The organism is Halorussus halobius, from assembly GCF_004765805.1.
Taxonomy (GTDB): Archaea; Halobacteriota; Halobacteria; order Halobacteriales; family Haladaptataceae; genus Halorussus; species Halorussus halobius.
Genome location: NZ_SBIU01000006.1, coordinates 240950 through 261394, shown reverse-complemented (window position 1 = coordinate 261394; position 20445 = coordinate 240950). Strand labels below are relative to the sequence as shown.

Annotated in this window: 19 protein-coding genes, 1 tRNA gene and 1 pseudogene; 9 read left to right on the top strand and 12 right to left on the bottom strand. The window is 67.7% G+C overall.

Annotated elements, in window-relative coordinates; all coding sequences use genetic code 11:
* Positions 1–655: 655 nt before the first annotated feature.
* Positions 656–5338 carry a glutamate synthase large subunit gene (gene gltB, locus EPL03_RS17285; protein ID WP_135830589.1) on the bottom strand — a complete coding sequence of 1561 codons (4683 nt, stop codon included), beginning with the start codon at positions 5336–5338 and terminating at the stop codon, positions 656–658.
* A 96-nt stretch (positions 5339–5434) separates the two neighbouring features.
* Positions 5435–5872: pseudogene (locus EPL03_RS17280) on the bottom strand (MFS transporter); the annotation flags it as partial.
* Between the two features lie 138 nt (positions 5873–6010).
* Between EPL03_RS17280 and EPL03_RS17275 the strand changes: the two are divergent.
* Positions 6011–6793 carry a DUF7388 family protein gene (locus EPL03_RS17275; RefSeq protein WP_135830588.1) on the top strand — a complete coding sequence of 261 codons (783 nt, stop codon included), beginning with the start codon at positions 6011–6013 and terminating at the stop codon, positions 6791–6793.
* Between the two features lie 94 nt (positions 6794–6887).
* Positions 6888–7664: an enoyl-CoA hydratase/isomerase family protein gene (locus EPL03_RS17270; RefSeq protein WP_135830587.1), complete on the top strand. Its 777-nt coding sequence runs from the start codon at positions 6888–6890 to the stop codon at positions 7662–7664.
* A gap of 48 nt (positions 7665–7712) precedes the next feature.
* On the opposite strand, the gene EPL03_RS17265 is transcribed toward EPL03_RS17270, so the two are convergent.
* A complete protein-coding gene (locus tag EPL03_RS17265) occupies positions 7713–8648 on the bottom strand; it encodes an alpha/beta hydrolase (RefSeq protein ID WP_135830586.1) in 936 nt (311 codons plus the stop codon).
* A gap of 159 nt (positions 8649–8807) precedes the next feature.
* Positions 8808–10088, bottom strand: a complete 1281-nt coding sequence (locus EPL03_RS17260) for an MFS transporter (RefSeq protein WP_135830585.1) — start codon at positions 10086–10088, stop codon at positions 8808–8810.
* A gap of 124 nt (positions 10089–10212) precedes the next feature.
* Between EPL03_RS17260 and EPL03_RS17255 the strand changes: the two genes are divergently transcribed.
* Positions 10213–11406 carry a threonine synthase gene (locus EPL03_RS17255; protein ID WP_135830584.1) on the top strand — a complete coding sequence of 398 codons (1194 nt, stop codon included), beginning with the start codon at positions 10213–10215 and terminating at the stop codon, positions 11404–11406.
* Here the strand turns inward: EPL03_RS17255 and EPL03_RS20220 are convergent, their stop codons facing one another.
* Positions 11407–11556 carry a hypothetical protein gene (locus tag EPL03_RS20220; protein ID WP_168216303.1) on the bottom strand — a complete coding sequence of 50 codons (150 nt, stop codon included), beginning with the start codon at positions 11554–11556 and terminating at the stop codon, positions 11407–11409.
* 128 nt (positions 11557–11684) lie between these two features.
* Complete coding sequence (locus EPL03_RS20215; RefSeq protein ID WP_168216302.1) at positions 11685–11849, bottom strand: hypothetical protein; 165 nt, start codon at positions 11847–11849, stop codon at positions 11685–11687.
* Between the two features lie 179 nt (positions 11850–12028).
* On the opposite strand from EPL03_RS20215, the gene EPL03_RS17250 reads away from it, so the two are divergent.
* From EPL03_RS17250 to EPL03_RS17240, 3 genes are all read left to right on the top strand, one after another.
* Positions 12029–12730: a metal-dependent transcriptional regulator gene (locus EPL03_RS17250; protein WP_135830583.1), complete on the top strand. Its 702-nt coding sequence runs from the start codon at positions 12029–12031 to the stop codon at positions 12728–12730.
* Positions 12727–13437, top strand: a complete 711-nt coding sequence (locus tag EPL03_RS17245; protein ID WP_135830582.1) for a TMEM165/GDT1 family protein — start codon at positions 12727–12729, stop codon at positions 13435–13437. Before EPL03_RS17250 ends, EPL03_RS17245 begins: the two co-directional genes overlap by 4 nt.
* 219 nt (positions 13438–13656) lie before the next feature.
* Entirely contained in the window at positions 13657–14331 is a 675-nt protein-coding gene (locus EPL03_RS17240; RefSeq protein WP_135830581.1) for a LysE family translocator, read from the top strand.
* Between the two features lie 105 nt (positions 14332–14436).
* Here EPL03_RS17240 and EPL03_RS17235 read toward each other — a convergent pair whose 3' ends face one another.
* The 5 genes from EPL03_RS17235 to EPL03_RS17215 all read right to left on the bottom strand — a co-directional run bounded on the left by EPL03_RS17235 (position 14437) and on the right by EPL03_RS17215 (position 18105).
* Entirely contained in the window at positions 14437–15147 is a 711-nt protein-coding gene (locus tag EPL03_RS17235; protein WP_135830580.1) for an HD domain-containing protein, read from the bottom strand.
* A gap of 201 nt (positions 15148–15348) precedes the next feature.
* Entirely contained in the window at positions 15349–16074 is a 726-nt protein-coding gene (locus tag EPL03_RS17230) for an alanyl-tRNA editing protein (RefSeq protein WP_135830579.1), read from the bottom strand.
* Between the two features lie 67 nt (positions 16075–16141).
* On the bottom strand, positions 16142–16429 hold the full coding sequence (locus tag EPL03_RS17225) for a hypothetical protein (RefSeq protein ID WP_135830578.1): 288 nt from the start codon (positions 16427–16429) through the stop codon (positions 16142–16144).
* A gap of 275 nt (positions 16430–16704) precedes the next feature.
* Positions 16705–17913: an RNA-guided endonuclease InsQ/TnpB family protein gene (locus EPL03_RS17220; RefSeq protein ID WP_135830577.1), complete on the bottom strand. Its 1209-nt coding sequence runs from the start codon at positions 17911–17913 to the stop codon at positions 16705–16707.
* Between the two features lie 107 nt (positions 17914–18020).
* Positions 18021–18105, bottom strand: a tRNA-Ser gene (locus EPL03_RS17215).
* A gap of 132 nt (positions 18106–18237) precedes the next feature.
* On the opposite strand from EPL03_RS17215, the gene EPL03_RS17210 reads away from it, so the two are divergent.
* The 3 genes from EPL03_RS17210 to EPL03_RS20210 all read left to right on the top strand — a co-directional run bounded on the left by EPL03_RS17210 (position 18238) and on the right by EPL03_RS20210 (position 19855).
* Positions 18238–19188 carry an AAA family ATPase gene (locus tag EPL03_RS17210; RefSeq protein ID WP_135830576.1) on the top strand — a complete coding sequence of 317 codons (951 nt, stop codon included), beginning with the start codon at positions 18238–18240 and terminating at the stop codon, positions 19186–19188.
* Between the two features lie 6 nt (positions 19189–19194).
* Entirely contained in the window at positions 19195–19629 is a 435-nt protein-coding gene (locus tag EPL03_RS17205; protein WP_135830575.1) for a hypothetical protein, read from the top strand.
* Positions 19630–19690: 61 nt separating this feature from the next.
* Positions 19691–19855: a hypothetical protein gene (locus tag EPL03_RS20210; protein ID WP_168216301.1), complete on the top strand. Its 165-nt coding sequence runs from the start codon at positions 19691–19693 to the stop codon at positions 19853–19855.
* An 18-nt stretch (positions 19856–19873) separates the two neighbouring features.
* Here EPL03_RS20210 and EPL03_RS17200 read toward each other — a convergent pair whose 3' ends face one another.
* Complete coding sequence (locus tag EPL03_RS17200) at positions 19874–20404, bottom strand: hypothetical protein (RefSeq protein ID WP_135830574.1); 531 nt, start codon at positions 20402–20404, stop codon at positions 19874–19876.
* Positions 20405–20445: the final 41 nt, after the last annotated feature.

Genomic DNA, 20445 nt, shown 5'->3' with positions numbered 1-20445 from the left:
GGATGGTCTCCGGGCAGCGGAGACCATCCCTGAGAATGTAGACTGACTCCCTGCTGACAGACCATGTATCTGTCACAGGCCACCACCTACGAGACAGTGACGAAATCAGACGGGGCTAAACACGTACTGACTACGAAAACCCGTGGTGCGTTCGACCCCTGCGACTCGTTATTTGAGTTTCGTAGTTGACGACCAACCGAAGACCTTTCTTATTTAGGAGTTATGTATTAAACACGTAAACTACTGGGTGAACTATGATTGGACAGCCATTTATTCCACTAGCAATCGGAGCGTACGATGTGTGGGGGTTCGCTGCTATCCTCCTCGGATTGTTCTTTCTGCTTCGACCTCGAACTGTCATTCAATTCCGCCACGCAGGGTCCCGTGACCCGGAACCAGCATCGCGGTCGCCAGTGTACGCTGCCAGATTCGCGGGACTACTTCTGATTATACTCGGATGGTCATTAACTGTTAGTTAACAAATAAAAATTGTACGCCATAGTCGTTCACCATGCACTTCCTAAACCGACCTGAATACTTATAATTAATCATAACTAAATATAGAAAATAATATATTATATTGCCAAGTTAATAATTAAATACTATTTATGGACATAATTATCTAAGTTCGGTATGGTATTATAAACAAGAACAGTCAGTCCGCGCCGCCGCGTGCTGCGACACCCCGCTCCTCCCGGACCCTCGCTTTCGGCGGCGGCGAGTTGCGCACGTCCTCGCGGCCCTCCTCGGTCACCGCGCGCTCGTAGGCCTCGGGCATCACCTTCACGAACGACGCCAGCGCCGCTTCCCAGTCGGCCAGCAGTTCCTGCGCGCGCTCGCTGTCGGTGTAGGCCGCGTGGTTCTCGACCAGCCGGCGGAGCACCTGTTGGTCGCGCTCCGAGAGGTCCGAGTCGAGCCGGACCATCCCGCGATTGACTCTCTCGCCGAAGTCACCCTCCTCGTCGAGGACGTACGCCACGCCGCCGCTCATCCCGGCCGCGAAGTTCTTCCCGGTGTCGCCAAGCACCGCGACGACGCCGCCGGTCATGTACTCGCAGCCGTGGTCGCCGACGCCCTCGACGACCGCCTGCACGCCGGAGTTGCGGACGCCGAATCGCTCGCCCGCGACGCCGTTGACGTAGGCCTCGCCGTCGGTCGCGCCGTAGAGGGCGACGTTGCCGACCACGACGTTCTCGGTCGGGTCGTACGCGGCGTCGTCGGGCGTCGAGACCGCGAGTCGACCGCCCGACAGCCCCTTGCCGAGGTAGTCGTTGGCCGCGCCCGAGAGCCGGAAGTCGACGCCCGACTGGAGGAAGGCACCGAAGCTCTGGCCCGCAGTGCCCCGGAACGAGCAGGTCAGCGTGTCGTCGGGCAGGCCCGACTCGCCCCACGCCTCGGAGACGCGGCCCGAGAGCAGCGCGCCGACCGCGCGGTCCTCGTTGCCGACCTCGGATTCGAGTTCGACGGGTTCGCCCTCGTCGATGGCCTTCCACGCACCGGTCGCGAGCAGGTCGCGGTCGAGGTGGTCGCCGATGTCGTGGGTCTGCTCGCGGGTCTTAGTGCGGTGGGGCCCGCTCGCGGGGTCGTGGTCCGCCGGCTCCGCGAGGATTCCCGAGAGGTCGAGGTCTCGGGCCTTCGGGTGGTCGGTGTCGCGCTGGTCGAGACAGTCCACTCGCCCGACCATCTCCTCGACCGTCTCGAAGCCCAGTTCGGCCATTATCTCCCGAAGCTCCCGTGCGATGAAGGTGACGTAGTTCACGACGTGGTCGGGTTCGCCGGGGAACCGCTTGCGGAGGTCCTCGCGCTGGGTCGCCACGCCCACGGGACAGGTGTTCTGGTGGCACTGGCGGGCCATCACGCACCCCGAACTCACGAGGCTGGCCGTGCCGAAGACGTACTCCTCCGCACCGAGCAGGGCCGCGACCGCCACGTCCCGGCCGGTCTTGAGGCCGCCGTCGACCGCCACGCGAATGCGCGACCGGAGGCCGGTCTCCCGGAGCATCTGGTTTGCCTCCGCGAGGCCGAGTTCCCACGGCAGGCCCGCGTGCTTGATGGAGGTCTTGGGGCTCGCACCCGTCCCGCCCGAGTGGCCCGAGACGTGGACCACGTCGGCGTTGGCCTTGGCGACGCCCGCCGCGATGGTGCCGATGCCGTCCTCCGACACCAGCTTGACGTTCACGTCGGCGTCGGGGTTGGCGCACTTGAGGTCGTACACCAGTTGCTTGAGGTCCTCGATGGAGTAGATGTCGTGCTGGGGCGGCGGCGAGATGAGACCCACGCCGGGCGTGGCGTATCGGACGTGGGCTATCATCTCGTTGACCTTCCGGCCCGGCAGGTGGCCGCCCTCGCCGGGCTTGGACCCCTGTGCCATCTTTATCTGAATCTCGTCGGCGCTGTCGAGGTAGGCGCTGGTGACGCCGAACCGCCCCGAAGCGACCTGCTTGACCGAACACTCGCGCTCGGTGTCGAACCGCTCGGGCGGTTCGCCGCCCTCGCCGGTGTTGGACTTCGCGCCCAGGCGATTCATCGCCACGGCGTTGTTCTCGTGGGCCTCCGGCGAGAGCGACCCGAGGCTCATCGCGGCCGTGGAGAACCGCTCGACGATGCTCTCGACCGGCTCCACGTCCGAGAGCGGAACCGACTCGCGGTCGTCGGCGTCGAACTCGAGCAGGCCCCGGAGCGTCTGGAGGTCGCCGTTCTGGTCGTCGATGGCTTCCGAGAATTCGCCGAACGTGTCGTAGTCGCCCTGCCGGACCGCGCGCTGGAGCGTGCCCACCGTCTCGGGGTTCCACTGGTGTTTGCGGCCCGACGAGCGGTGCTCGAACTCCCCCTGGCGCTCGGGTTCGGGCGTCCAGTCGTCGGCCTCCTCGGCGTCGTCGCTCCCGAACGCGGTCGCGTGGCGCTCGCGCAGGTCGCGCTCGATGCCCTCGACGCCGACGCCCTCCGTGCGCGCGGCCGTGCCCTCGAAGTACTCGGCGACGAAGTCCGAGTCGAGTCCCACGGCCTCGAAGATCTGCGCGCCCCGGTAGCTCTCGACCGTCGAGATGCCCATCTTGGCCATCGTCTTCTGGAGGCCGTCTTCGAGCGCCCCGACGTAGGCGTCGATTGCGTCGGCCTCCTCCGCGCCGTCAGGGCCGGCCACGAGGTCCGCGATGGACTCGAACGCCAGCCGGGGGTTGACCGCGCCCGCGCCGTAGCCCACCAGACACGCGAGGTGGTGGACCGTCCGGGGGTCGCCCGACTCGACCACGAGTCCGGCGTGGGTCCGCAGGCCCTCGCGCACGAGGTGGTGGTGGACCGCGCCCGTCGCGAGCAGGCTCGGCACCGCGAGCCGGTCCGGACCGACCCGCCGGTCCGAGAGGACGACGATTTCCGCGCCTGACTCGACCGCCTCGCGGGCCTCGCGGCGCACGCGCTCGACCGCGGTTTCGAGGTCGTCGCTCTCGGGATACGTCAGGTCGACCGTCTCGACCGGGAGCTCGCAGTCCCGGACCGCGCCCATCTCGCCGTCGGTCAGCACCGGCGAGTCGAGGACGAGCTGGCGGGCGTGGGCCGGCGACTCGTCGAGCAGGTTGCGCTGGCGGCCCAGCCGGGTTTCGAGGCTGGTGACGCAGTCCTCGCGGAGGTAGTCGATTGGCGGGTTCGACACCTGCGCGAACAGTTGCCTGAAGTACGAGAACAGCGGCCGGTCGAACTCCGAGAGGACCGACAGGGGTGCGTCGTCGCCCATGGACCCCACCGGGTCCTTGCCGGCGGTCGCCATGGGTTCGAGCAGTTCGTCGAGTTCGTCGTGGGTGTAGCCGAAGGCGGTCTGGCGCGCGCGGAGACCGACGTCCGAATCGTCCACGCGGGCGGGGACGCCGCCGTCGGACGCGTCGAGCTCGACCTGCTCGGCGTCGACCCACTCCCCGTACTTCTCGTCGGTCAACTCCGCGAACACCTCCTCGTCCGGAATCACGCGGCCCTCCTCGGGGTCGGCCAGGAAGAGCTGACCCGGTTCGAGCCGGCCGCGCTCGCGGATGTCGCTCTCCGGCGTGTCGAGCGCGCCGGCCTCGCTGGCCATCACGAGCCGGCCGTCGGTGGTCACGTCGTACCGGCAGGGCCGGAGGCCGTTGCGGTCCAGCACTGCGCCGACGCGCTCGCCGTCGGTGGCGGCCACCAGCGCGGGGCCGTCCCACGGTTCGAGCAGCGAGGCGTGGAAATCGTAGAACGCCCTGCGGGCGTCGCTCATCCGGTCGTCCTTCCGCCACGCTTCGGGCACCATCATCCGGAGCGCGTGCGGGAGGTCGCGACCGCCCTGTACGAGCAGGCCGAGCGCGTCGTCGACGGCGGCGGTGTCGCTGCCCTCCGGGTCGGTGACCACGGGCGTCACCCGGTCGGCCGGGAAGCGGTCGCTCTCGAGGTCGTCCTCGCGAGCGCGCATCCAGTTGACGTTGCCCCGAATCGTGTTGAACTCGCCGTTGTGGACGACGTTGCGGTACGGGTGCGCGAGGTGCCACGCGCCGAGCGTGTTGGTCGAGAACCGGGCGTGGACCATCGCGAACCCGGTTTCGATGCGCTCGTCCCGGAGGTCCGGGAAGTAGTCGGCCAACTGCGGGCCGGTCAGCAGTCCCTTGTAGACGACGGTCCGGCGGTCGAGCGAGACGACGTAGAAGCGTTCGGCTCCCGCCAGTTCGGCCGAGTCGACCGCCCGCTCCAGCGCGCGACGGGCGACGTAGAGCCGGCGGTCGAACGCCTCGGGGTCGACCGGCGACGAGTCGTCGCCCGCAGCGTCGGTGGGACCGTCCGCACCGTCGCCGGTGGCTTCGACGGGCCGGACGAAGAACTGCCGAATCGCGGGCTCGGACTCCCGGGCGGTCGCCCCGAGGTCGGCCTCGCCCGTGGGGACCTCCCGCCAGTGGAACACCTCGACGCCCTCGTCGGCCAGCACGTCCTCGGCGAGCGATTCGAGGTCGGCGCGGGCCGCCTCCTCGCGCGGAAAGAAGGCCGTGCCGACCGCGTACTCGCCGGGGGCCGGAAACGCGCCGTCGAGTTCGGGGCCGACCTCGTCGGCGAAGAACTCGTGGGGCGTCTGGACGAGGACGCCCGCGCCGTCGCCGGTGTTCTCCTCGGCACCGGTCGTGCCGCGGTGTTCGAGGTTCTCCAGCAGGTCGAGACCGTCGGCGAGGACGTCGTGGCCGCCCTCCCCGTCGAGGTCCATCACGACCCCCACGCCGCAGTTGGCGCGGTCGTCGTCGGGGTCGGCGAGCAGGTCACGTTCTTCCGCCTCGCCGCGACCGTGCCGGCCGTCCGAGTGTGCTCGGTCTCCGGAGTCGGATGGATTAGGGTACTCGTGCATACGCGGACAGTGAGTGACGGATTACAAGAGGCTACCCCTGAATCACTCAGGGTTTGTTAATGCCAAATAATGCTCCTTATACTCAATGAGTGGATATTACCACTGCGTCAGCGCGTCGACCCCGTAGTTGCGCGAGAGCACGCCGAGGAAGGTGAGGACGCCGCTGAACGCGGCCGCCGCCCCCACGAAGAACACCCACTGCATTCCCACGTCCATCAGGACGCCGCCCAGCATCGGCGCGGCGACGCTGCCGGGCCGCCAGACGAGCTCCCGGATGCCGAAACTCGACGCCACGCTCCCGTCGTCGGTGCCCTCGTCGGCGAACAGCGCCATGCTCGCGGGCTCGCGGACGCTGTCGGCGACGCCGAGCAAGGCGTTACACGCCACCAGCGGCACGAAGGCGGGCGAGAGGTCTCCCACCAGCGGGACGGTCCCGGGCAGGCCGAACGCCGCGCCGATCTCGGGGGTGAACGGGACCGCGAGCGCGACCAGCCCGTAACAGCCCCCGCCGACGAACACGAACAGCGAGCGCCCGGTAAGAATCCGCGACGCCGACACGCTTTTATTGGTTCCGGGGGTACCTTCGGGTACATGGTCGCAGAGACGATGGATCGAGTTCCGCACGAGCAGTAGACGAGTATCACGAGTGACTGTTACTGGAGGTGTCCGCGCGTGCTGACCACCGGCCGGAGCGCCGCGGAGACCGGACTGGACGCCGCCGCGCTCAAGCCCGCCGAGTGCGACGTCTCGCGCGCGCTCGACCTGCCGTTCGAGACGATAACCGTCGACTACGAGGGCCGCGAGCACCTGCCCGACGACGACACGCTGGCCCGCCTCGCCCGGGAGAAGGAGCTTCGGCTGACCACGCCCGTCCGCGCCGCGGGGTTCGACCCCCTCGGCGACGACGCGCTCGACGCCGACCTCCCCGAAGACGTGCGCCGGGTCGCGGTCGCGGGCCACCCCGCGTATCTCACCGACGACGAGCGCGGAAAGGCGGTCGCGCCCCGACTCCGGGCGGCAGTCGAGCGCGACCCCACCGCGTGGGTCGGCACCGAGGGCGTCGAGCGCGCCGCGCTCGCGACGGGTGCCACCCAGTTCGAACTTCTCTCGCGGTCGACCGAGCGCGACCTGAAGGCGCTCCGGGCTGCCGGGTTCGACGGCGAACTCGCGGTGTACGCGCCCACGGTGCTGACCGACGACGAGGACGCAGTGTTGGACGCAGTCGGGGCGTACGCGGCCCGACGCGGCCCCGTGGCGCGTGCGCTCCCCGAGGACGCGGCGACCGACGCGACCGCGTCAGGGCGCGCGCGAGAGGTCCTCTCGAAGGCGGTCCGGGACTACGCGCTGGTCGGCCGACCCGCCGAGGTGGGCGAGCGCGTGGCCGACCTGAAAGCCGCGGGGGCCGACCTCGTGGTCGGCTACCCCGCGCGCGGCCTCGAGGAGTTCGGAGGGTAGCGTCCGGCGTCGCTGGGTTCGGGCCGCGCCGGACCCCGTCCGGTCGTATCCGAATCTCGGAAGGATTATTCGGCCGGCGAGCCACGGCTCACGTATGTCCGACTGGGAGACCATCCGGCTGTCGTTTGCCGACGACGTGGCGACCCTGACCGTCGACCGACCCGACCGGCTCAACGCCCTCAACGTCGACACGCTGGAAGCCATCGAGGAGGCCCTCGACGAGGCCGAATCCGAGGGCGCTCGCGCGCTGATTCTCACCGGCGCGGGCGAGGACGCCTTCGTCGCGGGCGCGGACATCGGTTACATGAAAGACCTCTCGACGCCCGAGGCACAAGCGTACGCCGAGTTGGGCCACCGCGTCGCCAACGAGATAGAGGCGTTCCCCGCGCCCGTCGTCGCCGCCATCAACGGCTACGCCTTCGGCGGCGGCTGCGAACTCGCGCTGGCGTGTGACCTCCGGGTGGCCAGCGAGGACGCGGTCATCGGCCAGACCGAAATCGACCTCGGTATCGTGCCCGGCTGGGGCGGCACCCAGCGACTCCCCCGACTGGTCGGCGACGAAATCGCCCGCCGGCTCATCTTCTTCGGCGAGCGCATCGACGCCCAGGACGCCCACGAACACGGACTGGTCGGGGCGGTCGTCGCGGACGACCAACTCGACGACCATGTCGCCGACCTCGCCGAAGAACTGGCAGCCAAGCCCCGCACCGCGCTCGCGGCCGCCAAGGAGGCGCTGAATCAGGCCCACGAGACCAGTCTGGAGTCGGGCCTGCGCTACGAGCGCCGGCTGTGGAGCGGACTCTTCGGGACCCACGACCAGCGCGAGGGGATGGACGCGTTCGTCGAGGACAGGGAACCGGAGTTCGAGTAGGGCAGCGTTCGAAGCCGACGAACGGCCCCACCGAGTCGTTCCCCGTGACTACCGAACCGCCAGCGCGTCGACCAAATCGTCCGCAACGTCCGCGATGGCCTCGCGGGCGCGGTCGACGTCTCGGAGCGTCATGAAGCCGTGGACCATGTCCTCGTAGTTCCGGTAGCGCGTGGGGACGCCGTCGCGGACGAGCTGTTCGGCGTAGGCTTTCCCGCCGTCCCGAAGCGGGTCGAAGCCGGCGGTGACGACCGTCGCGGGCGCGACCCCCGAGACGTCGCCGGCGTTCGTCGGGTCGGCGTAGGGGTTGCGCTCGTGAATCTCGCTCCCGTAGTAGCAGTCCCGGAACCACCGGAGGTCGGCCTCGTCGAGGACGATGCCGGCGTGGTCCCGGACCGACTGCTGGCTCTCCTCGACGCCGACGCCCGGGTAGAGGAGCGCCTGATAGTCGATTTCCGGCCCGTCGCGCTCGGCGGCCGCGAGCGCGGCGACGGCGGCCAGCGTCCCGCCGGCGGAATCGCCCGCGACCGCGACCTGCCCGTTTCCGGCGACGGAATCGGGGTTCGCGGCCGCCCACTCGACGGCGGCGCGGGCGTCCTCGACCGCTGCGGGGAAGGGGTGTTCGGGCGCGAGCCGGTAGTCGACCGAGAGGACCGCACAGCCGCTCTCGCGGGTGAGGTGTCGGCAGAGCCAGTCGTGCGTGCCGATGCTCCCCAGAACGTACCCGCCGCCGTGGAAGAAGACGACCGTGGGGAACGGGCCGTCCGCGTCCGGGACGTAGAGTCGGGCGTCGAGGTCGCCTGCCGGCCCCGGAATCGTCCCGTCGACCGTCGCCCCGACGCTCGGGGCGTTCCGGTTCTGGACCCACGCCGTCGCGCGACTGACGAGCCGCAGGAGCTTGAGCCCCCGGCGGCTGTGTGGCATCGGAATCCGCTGCTGGCGTTCGACGGCCGCTCTGGCCTGCGGGTCGATTTTCTCGGCTTGCATACCTGACCGTTTCTCGACGCAAAACTAAACGTCTCGGGTCCGAGAACCCGCCCGTCCCGCCGGATGGGTTCCTCGCGCGCCGCGGTGAGCCCCGTCGAACGCGGACCGTTCGAGCGGGACCGAGAGTCCCGACCGCTCGAAGCGAGCGACAACGAGCCGTCAGTCCCCGGCCACGACCCCCGGAACGTCCGGGTCCGCGACGGTCTCCTCGACCTGCGTGTACACTAACACGAGTCCGGCGACGGCCAGCGCCGCGCCGAACGCGAACGGCCAGACGAACCCGTACGCGACCAGAAAGCCCGACGCAAGCGGTCCGATGGCCGTCCCCAGGCCGAACGCCATGGTCAGAATCGACAACGTGGTGCCGGATTGTCCCTCCGTCGCCAGGTCGCCCGCGAGCGCCAGCGAGGGGGCGAACACCGCCGCCACCGCGAGCCCCTGGACGAATCGCATGGCGACCATCCACGCGGGCGTGGTCACGAACCCCTGCGCGAGCAGGGCGGGACCGAGCAGGACGAACCCCGCGACGATGAACGGCCGCCGGCCGTACCGGTCGCTGGCCCGGCCGATGGGTGCCTGAAAGACGACGTTGGCGATGACGACCGCCGCGAATTCGAGGCTGAAGAGGACCGACCCCTGCGAGAGCCGACTCGAAAGCTGGGGTTCGAGCGTGGCGAACAGTCCGATGCCGATGGCCATGAACAGCGTCGCCACGCCGAGCGTGAACACGGGGTCGAGGCCGGCGTCCTCGGAGTCGGTGACCGACACCGCGAGGTCCTCGCCAGCGCTCGCGGCCGTGCGCTCCGGGTCGGAGACGAACGCCGCCACGAGGCCGAAGCTGACCGCCGCGCCGAGCAACGCGACCCCGAACGCCGCCGTAAAGCCCGTGATGGAGCCGACCGGGGTGGCGTAGGGACCGTACGCCAGCAGGACGCCCGCCGCCAGCGGGCCGAACCCGAAGCCGGCGAGCCGGAACGTGTTGAACACGCCGAAGTTGCCCCCGCGCGTCGCGTCGGTGGCGAGTTCGTTCACCAGCGCGACCGTCGCCGGGATGGTCAGCGCCGCGCCCGCGCCCTGCAACAGCCGAAGGAACAGTATCGCGGGGTAGCTCTCGACGAACGCGTAGGCTCCGCTGGCGACCCCCAGCAGCGCGAGCCCCGAGAGGATGAACGCCCTGCGCCTGCCGGTGCGGTCCGAGAGCCGCCCGGCGAACGGCTGGCCGAAGCTGTTGAGGAAGCCGAACAGCGAGAGCGCGACCCCGATGAGTACGGACTGGGTCACCGCGATTCCGAACAGCTCGCCGCCACCGCCGGGCACGTCGAGGACCACCTCGTCGAGGAACTGCGGCAGGACCACGACTAGAAAGGAGTTGGCGACCGAGTCTATCATCCGGGCGAAGGCGAGGGTCAACACTCGTCGGTCGGTCGCCAGTATTCCCATCGGCGGGACCGAGGGGAGCCGCCAGCAAGACGGTTGTGGTTGCGCGCCGGCCGCAGGTCCGGGCGAGTGTAGTCCCGGAGCGAAAATGAGCAGGGATTTGTCCCTCGATTCCGAACCCCAGCGCATGGAGACCACCGAGGCGTTCGTCGGACTGACGTGCGTCGACTGCGGGGAGACGTTCGACCCTGAAAGCGCGACGCATCGCTGTCCCGACTGCGACGGGATTCTGGACCCCGACTACGACTACGACCGCATCGACCTCTCGCGCGAGGACCTCGCCGACAGACCCTTCGAGTCGATGTGGCGCTACGAGGAACTGCTGCCGTTCCCGAAGCGTGCGGCGGTGTCGATGGACGAGGGTGCGACGCAACTCGTGGAGTGTCCGAGCCTCGCCGACGAGCTGGGCGTGGGGCGAGTCCTGTTCAAGGACGAGGGCCGCAACCCCACGGGCACGTTCAAGGACCGGGGTCAGACCGCCGCGATCACCGCGGCCGTCCAACACGGCGCGACCGACGTGGCGCTCAACTCCGCCGGCAACGCCGGACAGGCCGCCGCAGCCTACGCCGCGCGGGCGGGGCTGGACTCGCACGTCTTCCTGCCCTCGCGGGCCGGGTTCACCAACAAAGCGATGGTGAACGTCCACGGCGGCGACCTGACGGTCGTGGAGGGTCGCATCGGCGACGCTGGCGCGGCCTACGCCGACGCGATGGCCGAACACGACGACTGGTACTCGGTCAAGACGTTCGTGACGCCGTACCGCCACGAGGGCAAGAAGACCATGCTGTACGAGGTCGTCGAGCAGAACGACTGGGACGTTCCGGACGCGGTTGTCTACCCCACCGGCGGCGGCGTCGGCCTCGTCGGGATGCACAAGGCCGCGAAGGAACTCCGGGACCTCGGGCTGACCGACGACCTCCCGTCGATGTACGCGGCCCAGTCGTCGGGCTGTGCGCCCGTGGTCGAGGCCTTCGAGGAGGGGAAGGACGTCCACGAGGTCTGGGAGGTCCCAGACACCATCTGTGGCGGCATCGAGATTCCCGACCCCGGCGCGAGCCCCCTGATTCTGGACGCCCTGCGCGAGAGCGACGGCGGCGCGGTCGCCACCAGCGACGAGGACATCCTCGACAGCGCCGTCGCGGTCGCCCAGCACGAGGGCCTGGAGATGGGCGCGACCTGCGCGGCGGCCGCCAGCGGCGCGTGGGAACTCGCCCGACGCGGGGAGTTCGGCGAGGACGACACCGTGGTCCTGCTCAACACCGGCGCGGGCAACAAGGACGACGACGTCCTCCGGAGTCACCTGATGAGCAAGGGCGTCTGACTACGGTTCGACCGACACGGGGTCGTGGGAGATAATCCACTCGTCGGGCGACTCCTCGCATCGGAGTTCGAGGCTCCCCTCGTGGAAGTGAGCGGTGACCCGTTGGCGGGACTCGGACATCACGACGCTCGCTACGTCCGACCGGCTCATTACTATTGACCGGCTACGTGGACGGTAGCGTCGAGCTATCCCCGACAACGTGACGCCTGTCGAATCACACGTGCGGACTACGTCGCTGCACGCGTCACCAAACCGGACGAATCCGAACCTGCCGAGCGTCAGTAGAAGTATACTTCGAACTCGTCGCCGCAGTTGGTGCAGTCGACGGTCGTCCCCGTCAGCCGGTCGGCGTCCCGGAAGTCCGGGTCGCGACCGCCCGCGCGAACCTCGACGGCCCTGTCCTCGCAGTTCGGACACCCGATGCTCAGTTCTGCACGCGACATGCGTCAGTCGTAATTCGGCTTGAGGGTTAGTTATACGCAGTCTACGCCGACGGACCCCATTGGTCGGTACTCCCCGACACGCGACCCGGTAGCCCAGGAGTCCGAGAGTTGTTTCCGGCGAACCCAGAGTAGAGGGTGCGACAAATATATAGTTTAGACGCGTCTAACTCCGACACGAGATGTTGAGCGACGTGATGGAGGACTATCTCAAGTCCATCTACTCCCTGCAGACCGACGACGCCGAACCGGTCTCGACCTCGGCGCTGGCCGACTACCTCGACGTGACGCCGCCGACGGTGACCAGCATGGTCGAGAAGCTCGAAGAGCGCGAACTGGTCGAGCGCGAGAAGTACAAGGGCGTCGAGCTCACCGACGAGGGTCGGACGGTCGCGCTCGAAGTGGTCCGACACCACCGCCTGCTGGAGGCGTATCTGACCGAACACCTCGACTACTCGTGGAGCGAGGTCCACGACGAGGCCGACGCGCTCGAACACCACATCAGCGAGGAGTTCGAGCGCCGGGTCGCCGAGGCGCTCGACGACCCCACGGTGGACCCACACGGTGACCCGATTCCGAGCGAGGACCTGACGCCGCCGGCGGCCGACGACACCGAACCCCTCTCGGCGTTCGGCCCGGGCGACGAACTCGTGGTCGCACGGGTGAGCGACCGCGACGAGGACGAACTCCAGTACCTCGCCGACGCGGGCGTCGAGCCGGGGACCGACCTCGAAGTCATGGACGTAGCTCCGTTCGGAATGGTGACCGTGGTCGTCGGTGACGGGAGCGAACAGAGCCTGCCCGAGAACGTCGCCCAGTCGATTCGGGTGCGCAGGGTCGAGGCGAACCGGATGTCCCCGGAAACCGAGGTGGGCGGCGCGTGACGGGCTGGGTCGAGATCGCTGTCGTGGCGTTCGTCGCCCAGCTGGCGGTGCTGCCGGGCGAGAAGGTCCAGTTCATCATCGCGGGACTGTCGACCCGGTACTCGCCGCTGGTCGTCGTGAGCGCGGCTGGTGCCGCGTTCGCGGGCTGGACTGCGCTCGAAATCCTGTTCGGACAGGCGCTCCAGTCGGCGCTTCCGCCGGTGGTTCTGGACGCGTTCACCGCCACGCTGTTCTTCGCGTTCGCCGTCCTGCTGTGGCGCTCGGCTCCGGACCGCGAGAGCGAGGGGGTGCAAGGAGCAGTCGAGTCCGACGGCGGGCTGACGGGCGTCGCGGACGTCGACCTGCCGACGGTGTTCGGGCGGGACCTCTCGGATAGTTACGGCGGATTCGTCCCCATCTTCGCGCTGATGGCGGCCGGCGAGTTCGGCGACAAGACCCAACTGGTCACCATCGGCCTGGCGGCCCAGTACGGTGCGAATCCGGCCATCTGGGCCGGCGAGATGGCGGCCATCGTCCCCGTGAGCCTCGCGAACGCGTACTTCTTCCACCGGTTCGCCGACAGGTTCGACGCCCGGAAGGCCCACTACGGCGCGGCCGGCCTCTTCGGCTTCTTCGCCGCCGACACAGTTCTCGCCATCGCGACCGGGTTCTCGGTCTGGGAGCAGGTCGTCACCGGCGTCTCGGACGCGTTGCTGGCGCTGGTGTGAGGTCGTGAAGCGAGCAGGCGGTGCGTGGCGAGTTCGGTCTCCGTGAGGGGCGCACCGCACTCCCGCCCCGACGCCCTCACGGCGGCGCTCAGGTCACGGGCCGGTTTCGTCCCGTCTTCGTACTTAAAGTCTCGCGCGTGGCAGTCGTCACGGCGCGCGACTCGTCGCGTTTTGCTGTTGTAGTAGCGCTTTTAGTCCGGGACGGACAACTCCCTCCTGATGCTGGAGGGAGCGTTCTCGCTACTGGCCGGGGTCGCGCTCGGCCTCTCGCTGGCGGCCCCACCGGGTCCGATGAACGCCATCATCGCCGAGGAGAGCGTGCTCCGTGGGTGGTGGTCGGGCTTTCGGGCCGGACTGGGCGCGATGTCGGCCGACGCCTGCTTCTTCGTGCTGGCGCTGGCCGGCGTGGTGACGGTCGTGCAGGACGCGCCGGTCGTTCAGGGGGTGCTGTTCGGCCTCGGCGGCGTCCTGATGCTGTACTTCGCCTACGGCGCGGCGAGCGACGCGAACGAGGCGTTCGGAAGCGACGTGGCGTCGGACGAGACGGTCGACGCCACCGGGGCAGATAGCAACGGCTTCCGGAAGGCGTTCGTGCTGGCGCTCACCAACCCGTATCAGATACTCTGGTGGCTCACGGTCGGCGTCACCCTGCTCGACCCCGGCACGTTCACCCTCGACGCGCTCGGCGGCCTCGCCATCTCGACCGGGAGCCCCGTCATCGTGGTGGGGTTCTTCGCGGGCATCGCGGTCTGGATTTCCGGCTTCCCCGCCGCGCTGGTGACCGTGGGGCGACGCGTCGACGCCTTCGCGCCGGCCGTCGCCGTGGTCAGCGCGGTCGTGCTGGCGCTCGCGGGCGTTTCGTTCCTCTCGGAGGCTGCCGGAATGTTTACGTAATCGGCGCGCGGCGCTTGGCGGCGGTTCGATACCCGCAGGCGACCGCAATCCCGGACCGTCAGCCTCCGCGACGCGACTTCGAAGGCGTCGGACCTCCGGTCGCGGTCACGGCCGCCGCTGGGTCCGCCGGTCGGGCGAGTCTCCGGCGTCCATCTCGGGGACCTCGGTCTCGAGCCACTCGCGGAACCACTTGACGCGCTTGAGTCGGCGGTGAGCGATACCCTCGGCGGTGTCGGTCCGGACGCGCTCGACCGCGTCCTTGCCCCGCTCCATCACCCGGTCGACCATCTCGGCGGCGTCCATGTGCGTGCGGGCCTCGTAGCCCATCCGGAGCAACATCAGCGCCGTCCCGTTCGCGCCCACCTTGTCGAGCAGGTCGGCCTCGACCAGACACTGGGTCTCCTTGGGCAGGTCGGTCAGTTCGCCCTGGTACGAGTGGTTCTCGACCGCCTTGCACACCTCCTCGACGAACGACTCCGGGAAGTCGCCGTGGGTCTCGAGGTACTTCCGGGCGATGCGCGCGCCCTCCTCGGCGTGGACGTCCTGGTCGGCGTCCAGCTTGGCGATGTCGTGGAACAGTGCCGCCACCTGCGCCACGTCGACGTTCGCGCCCTCCTCCTCGGCGATGGTTCCCGCGAGGTCGACCACGTTGAGGATGTGGTTGAATCGGTACTCGGCCGAGTGCCACGGATACCACCGCATCCGGCCGCCGCCGTCCTCGTTCTCGACGCTGGCCGCCAGATACTCGTAGACGAAGTCCTTCATCTCCTCGAATTCGGGGTCGGAGACGGGCGACTCCTTAATCTCGACGCCCATAGAACCCCCCGGATTGCTCGCTGTCCGTACTCATTGTTACTCGTATAAACGTATGAATGACTCTTTAGGCTTACGACGCAGGAACTGCGTCGTCTCCCGCGTTTTCCGTGGTCGACCGGACCGCCCCATCCCGGTTTTCCCCGCGGACTGATTATTCCGATTTTGATTCGAGCCTAAATATCTGCGCGCTGGGCCGGTCGCTCACCTCGACTCCAGCTCGAACTCGATGCGCTCGGCGTCCTCGCCCTTCGATTCCCTGTTCGTGAGCCGGACGCGCCCGACGTCGCCGAGGCTGTCGACGTGGGTGCCACCGCACGGACAGTAGTCGAACTCCGGTATCTCGACCACTCGGAGCGGGTCGACGTGGTCGGGAATCATGTCGAGCATCGACCGCCCGTCGTCGACGCGGTCCTCGACTTCGTCGCGCGAGCGCTCGGCCTTGACGACGTCGGGGTCTCGCTCGATGGCCTCGTTCGACAGGCGCTCGATGCGCTCGAGGTCCTCGTCGTCGAAATCGGCCGGCTCGAAGTCGATGCGCGACCGGTCGGCGTGAATCTGGTTGCCGGCGGTCGCCGCGCCGTACTCGTCGAGTACCACCCGCGAGACCACGTGCTGGGCGGTGTGCATCCGGCGATGGGCCGCGCGGCGCTCGGCGTCGATCTCGCCCGCGACCGTCTCGCCGTCCTCGGGGAGGTCGCCCTCGACCTCGTCGACGTAGTGGCGGACGTCGCCGTGGTTCTTCCGGACCTTGGTCACCCGTGCGCGCCCGCCGTCCCACGAGAGGTCGCCGTGGTCGGCCGGTTGGCCGCCGCCCTCGGGGTAGAAGTAGGTGCCGTCGAGGACGAGGTAGTCGTCGCCGACCTCGGTCGCGGTCGCCTCGAACTCGGTCACGTCGTCGGCGTCGGGGAGGTAGCGTTGCTCGGTCACGCCTCCGTCAAGGTGGTCGAGGTGCTTAATCGATGTGCTGGCGGAAAGCGAGTCGTACCCCGGGCGGTCAGCCGAGCCAGTCGGCGACCCGTCGCCGGAGCCACGAAATCAGTTCGGTTCGACGCCCGTCGGCGGTCCGGCGTTGGTCGGTCGGCGACTCGGAGGCCGCCTCGTTCGCTCCGGAGGCGGGATGGCCGCGCTCGCGGGGTCGGAACAGGTCCCGGGTCGCGAGCGCGAACAGCGACGCACACAGCACCAGCCAGCAGACCGGCCGCAGGCGGTGGGCCGCCCGGACGGAGACGTACCCGAGGCCCACGACGAGGGCCGAGCCGGCGGCGACCCACGTCAACTCCATCGCTCGGCGAGTCGTGGGCGGTCGTTCGTTCGATGCGTGCGAGCGCGGGGCATGCGGCTACGCACGGCCGCCTGCGGTTTTGTTATGCGTCGGCTTCGCCCCGCCCGACGACCGATAAAGACGGCCTGAAATCGGCTGGAAACCGCGTAACTGCTCTCTGTGGTCGCGGCGCTCAACTGTCGCTATCGGCGCAGAGCGATTCTAACCGTCGAAAATTTGGAAACGACGAGGAGGAGATATCAGCTGTCCATGTCGGACTTGTCCGTGAACGCAGCTTACGAGTTAGTTGGATAGGGACTGAAGGTCCCATCCGGCGCTAGCGTTCCGGACTTCAGGGCACATTGACCGGTGCCCGTCCGCCGTGACGACTGTTGGCCGCGACGGACGAACCGCAATCCGATATTTTTTGCTGCGTTGTAATCCGCATTGGCTTGAGTCCCACATCTCTCACAATGGAAGTGATTTCGTCGAGGACGATTCGTCCTTGCAACATGATCACATTCAGAACACTTCTGAGACGTGTGGGTGGGGTCGATCTGCACCGTTTTGATACCGTTCTCTTTGGCTTTGTAGCGAGTGTACTCGAACAACCGTCGGAACGCCCAGATATGGAACCAGTCAGCCTCGGGAATTGATTCACGGATGTCGGATAAATCCTCGAACACAATTGTTGTACAGTCACACTGACGTGCTTCGTCAACTACTTGTTTGGAAATCCGATGGAGGTAGTCCCTGACGTATCGCTTTTCACGTTCGGCAACCTGTTTCAAAGTTCTATGTGCACTCCGCGTTCCAGTTTGTTGGAGTTCTCCACGCCGCTTTTCGAATTCACGACGTTCGTGGTTGAGTTCCTTTCCCGAGAAGAACCGTGCAGTACTCGTTACTGCGAGATTCTCGACTCCAAGGTCAACCCCGAGAACCGTTCCGTTCTCGGCGGTTGATTGCCCGCAACTGGTAGTCGGTTGCCGAAAGCCTAGGTGGAGAAAGAATTTTCCATCACGAATTGTCAGAGTACTCTCCGTCAATTCCCAGTCTTTGTCGGCGAGATATTCGAATTGATAACCATCTGGGTCTTCAGGAAGAGATAGATCACATCGAACGCGATTTTTGATAGTCGATAGTGATACCGAGTAGTCGTCAAATAGAGTCATAGTCCGGGCATCATACTTCACAGTAGGTGCTGTAAATTCCGGCTTCGTGGGATTCTTGCCTGTCCTCCGTTGTTCGAGGCAGCTAGATATCGCGGTCGCAGCTTGATGCGTAGCTAAAATTGCGTGCTGACTACCGAGGGAGGTCCGACTGCGAACCTCGTCGTAGGCCAACGATTGAACTTCTCGTTTCCCGTCACACGAATCCCATGCTTCGTTTACAGCTATTTGACACCCCTGACGCCAGTTGTTAACCGTCTCCTCTAGAAGTTGTTGGTCCCCGTCGTCAACTTGGAGACGTGTAATGGCAGTCCGATGCTCGTAGCCTTCAGCCACGAATCATCGTTCTTCCCGGGCCTATTTGACTATTTCGACTAATTACTGTAAAATTGCAGAGGTGGAGTTGCAGAAATCATTGCCGAAACCAACTGAAATCGGGAGAACGCCGAGGGGGCGATTTGAACGCCCGAGTCCGTAAGGACAGTTGCTCTCGAAGCAACCGCCTTGGCCAGGCTAGGCTACCTCGGCTCACCTCGACGTATTCCCCTCCGCGTCTTAGGGATTTCGATTCGGACGCCGGCCCGGTCCACCGAAGCGCTCGCCCCCGACAGTAGTCGGCCGACCGTCACATTCAAGCGGATTCACTCCCGCCGGTTGGACATGGACGTACGCGAGGCGAACGAGCAGTGTGAGGCCGTCCTCGACGCCATCGGCAACGCGGTCGTCGCCGACCGCGAGTTCCTCGAAACCGTACTGCTGGCCGTCATGGCGAGCGGGCACGCCCTCCTCGAGGACGTACCGGGCACGGGCAAGACGCTGACCGCCCGGAACTTCGCGTCGGCGCTCGGCCTCTCGTTTTCGCGGGTGCAGTTCACCCCCGACCTGCTGCCCGCCGACGTGACCGGGACCCACGTCTTCAACGAGCAGGACGGGTCCTTCGAGTTCAGCGAGGGCCCCATCTTCGCCAACGTGGTGCTGGCCGACGAGATAAATCGCGCGCCGCCAAAGACCCAGGCCGCGCTGCTCGAAGCCATGGAGGAGACGCAGGTCACGGTCGACGGCGACACCCACGACCTCCCCCAACCGTTCTTCGTCATCGCGACCCAGAACCCCGTCGAGCAGGAGGGCACCTTCCCGCTGCCCGAGGCGCAGGTCGACCGGTTCGCGGTCAAGTCCTCCATCGGCTACCCCGACGTCGACGGCGAGTACGAACTCCTCCGCCGGCGGGCGGGCCGCTCCGCACAGAGCCCCTCGGTCGGGACCGCGCTCGACCCGGACCTGGTGGCCGACCTCCGCGAGGTGCCCGAGTCCGTCCGCGTGGACGACGACCTGCTGGAGTACGTCGCCGACGTCGCCCGCGAGACCCGCGAGGACCGCCGGGTCGAGGTCGGCGTCTCCCCGCGGGGGACCCAGCGGCTGTTCGAGGCCGCGCGGGCCTACGCCGCCATGCAGGGCCGGGCGTTCGTCACTCCGGACGACGTCAAGCGGGTCGCCCAGCCGGTGTTGGCCCACCGGGTCGTGTTGACCCCGGACGCACAGATCAACAACGTCGACAAGGCCAACATCGTCGACAGGGTGCTCGACGAGGTGCCGGTTCCCACGGTGGAGTGAGTCGCCGTGCGCTCCAGACGGTCGGTGCTGGCCGGCAGCGTCGCCGGCCTGTTCGGCGGCGGTGCTGGCTGTCTCGGCGCGCTCGACTCGCCGCCCGACCCGATACTCCGGGACGTGACCGTCCGGAACGCCGACGACCAGCCCCACGCGGTCGCGTTCGCGCTGGACCGCGAGGGCGAGCGCGTCCACGACGCGACGTACGAACTCGCGGCCCGCGACTTCGAGGGCGACGGGTCGGACCACCTCGCCGGCGTCGACGACGCGTGGGACTCGCCGCGGGGAGCGTTCAGGGCCGCGGTCCGCGTCGACGGCGGCCCTCGGACGGCGTTCCGGCTGGACGACGGCGTCAGTCCGGGGACGCCGTATCGGTACGAGGTCCGGATTTTGGACGGCGGCGAGGTGTCGACGTGGGTCTCGGAACTGGGGACCACCACGGCGTAGCCGGTTTCACTTCCGCTCCGCTTGGCTCGAATTTATACCGACGCCGCGAGCAGCCGGCGGCATGGACGCGGACGCCGACGGAACTGGCGCGGAGAGCGACGACGGGAACGCCGAGAGCGAGGACGACGACGGGACGGACCTCGCCGACCTCGACCCGAACGCCGAGAAGCAGGCCCGACGGGTGGAGCGACAGCTACGCCGGTTGCGCCGCGAGATGCGCAGGTAGACGTCCCGGCGCTCCGCGTCAGCCGGAGGTACTGACGCCCTGACCGGTTCGTATCTGCACCCCCGGAAGCTGGGTGGCGGTCAAGCCCCGATACTCTCCCGGACACGACGCCACGCCGTCGACGATGTACGCGGTCCCGAGTTCGACGGGCGTCCTCTGCTCGTCGACGAATATCGTATTGCGTTCGACGAGTCTGTTCGCGCGAACCGCCGGCAGGCCCCGGACCGAACTGGCTCCGAGGTCGCCGGCGGCGTTCGTCCAGTCGACGAGTATCCCCTCCCAGACGGTGAGTCGGTCGGGCGGCCAGTTCGAGAGCGCGCAGCCGTCGACCTCGCTCGCGTCGGGGTCGTCGTTCGTCCGGTCGGTGAGGAGCAGGATTTTGCCGCGCGGCCCGCCGTCGAGTCGCTCGGGGTAGCGCAGCGCCAGTCGCCGGGTCGACCGCGACCGGTCGGGCTCGTCCTGCGCGAACCAGCCCGCCAGCCCCAGCGGTCCCACGGCGCTCCTCTTCAGGAAGGCCCGCCTGCCGAGTGGTCGGTCGGTGTCGGTCATGGCTCCGGGGATGGCACGCCCCCGACGTCCGTAGTCGTTGT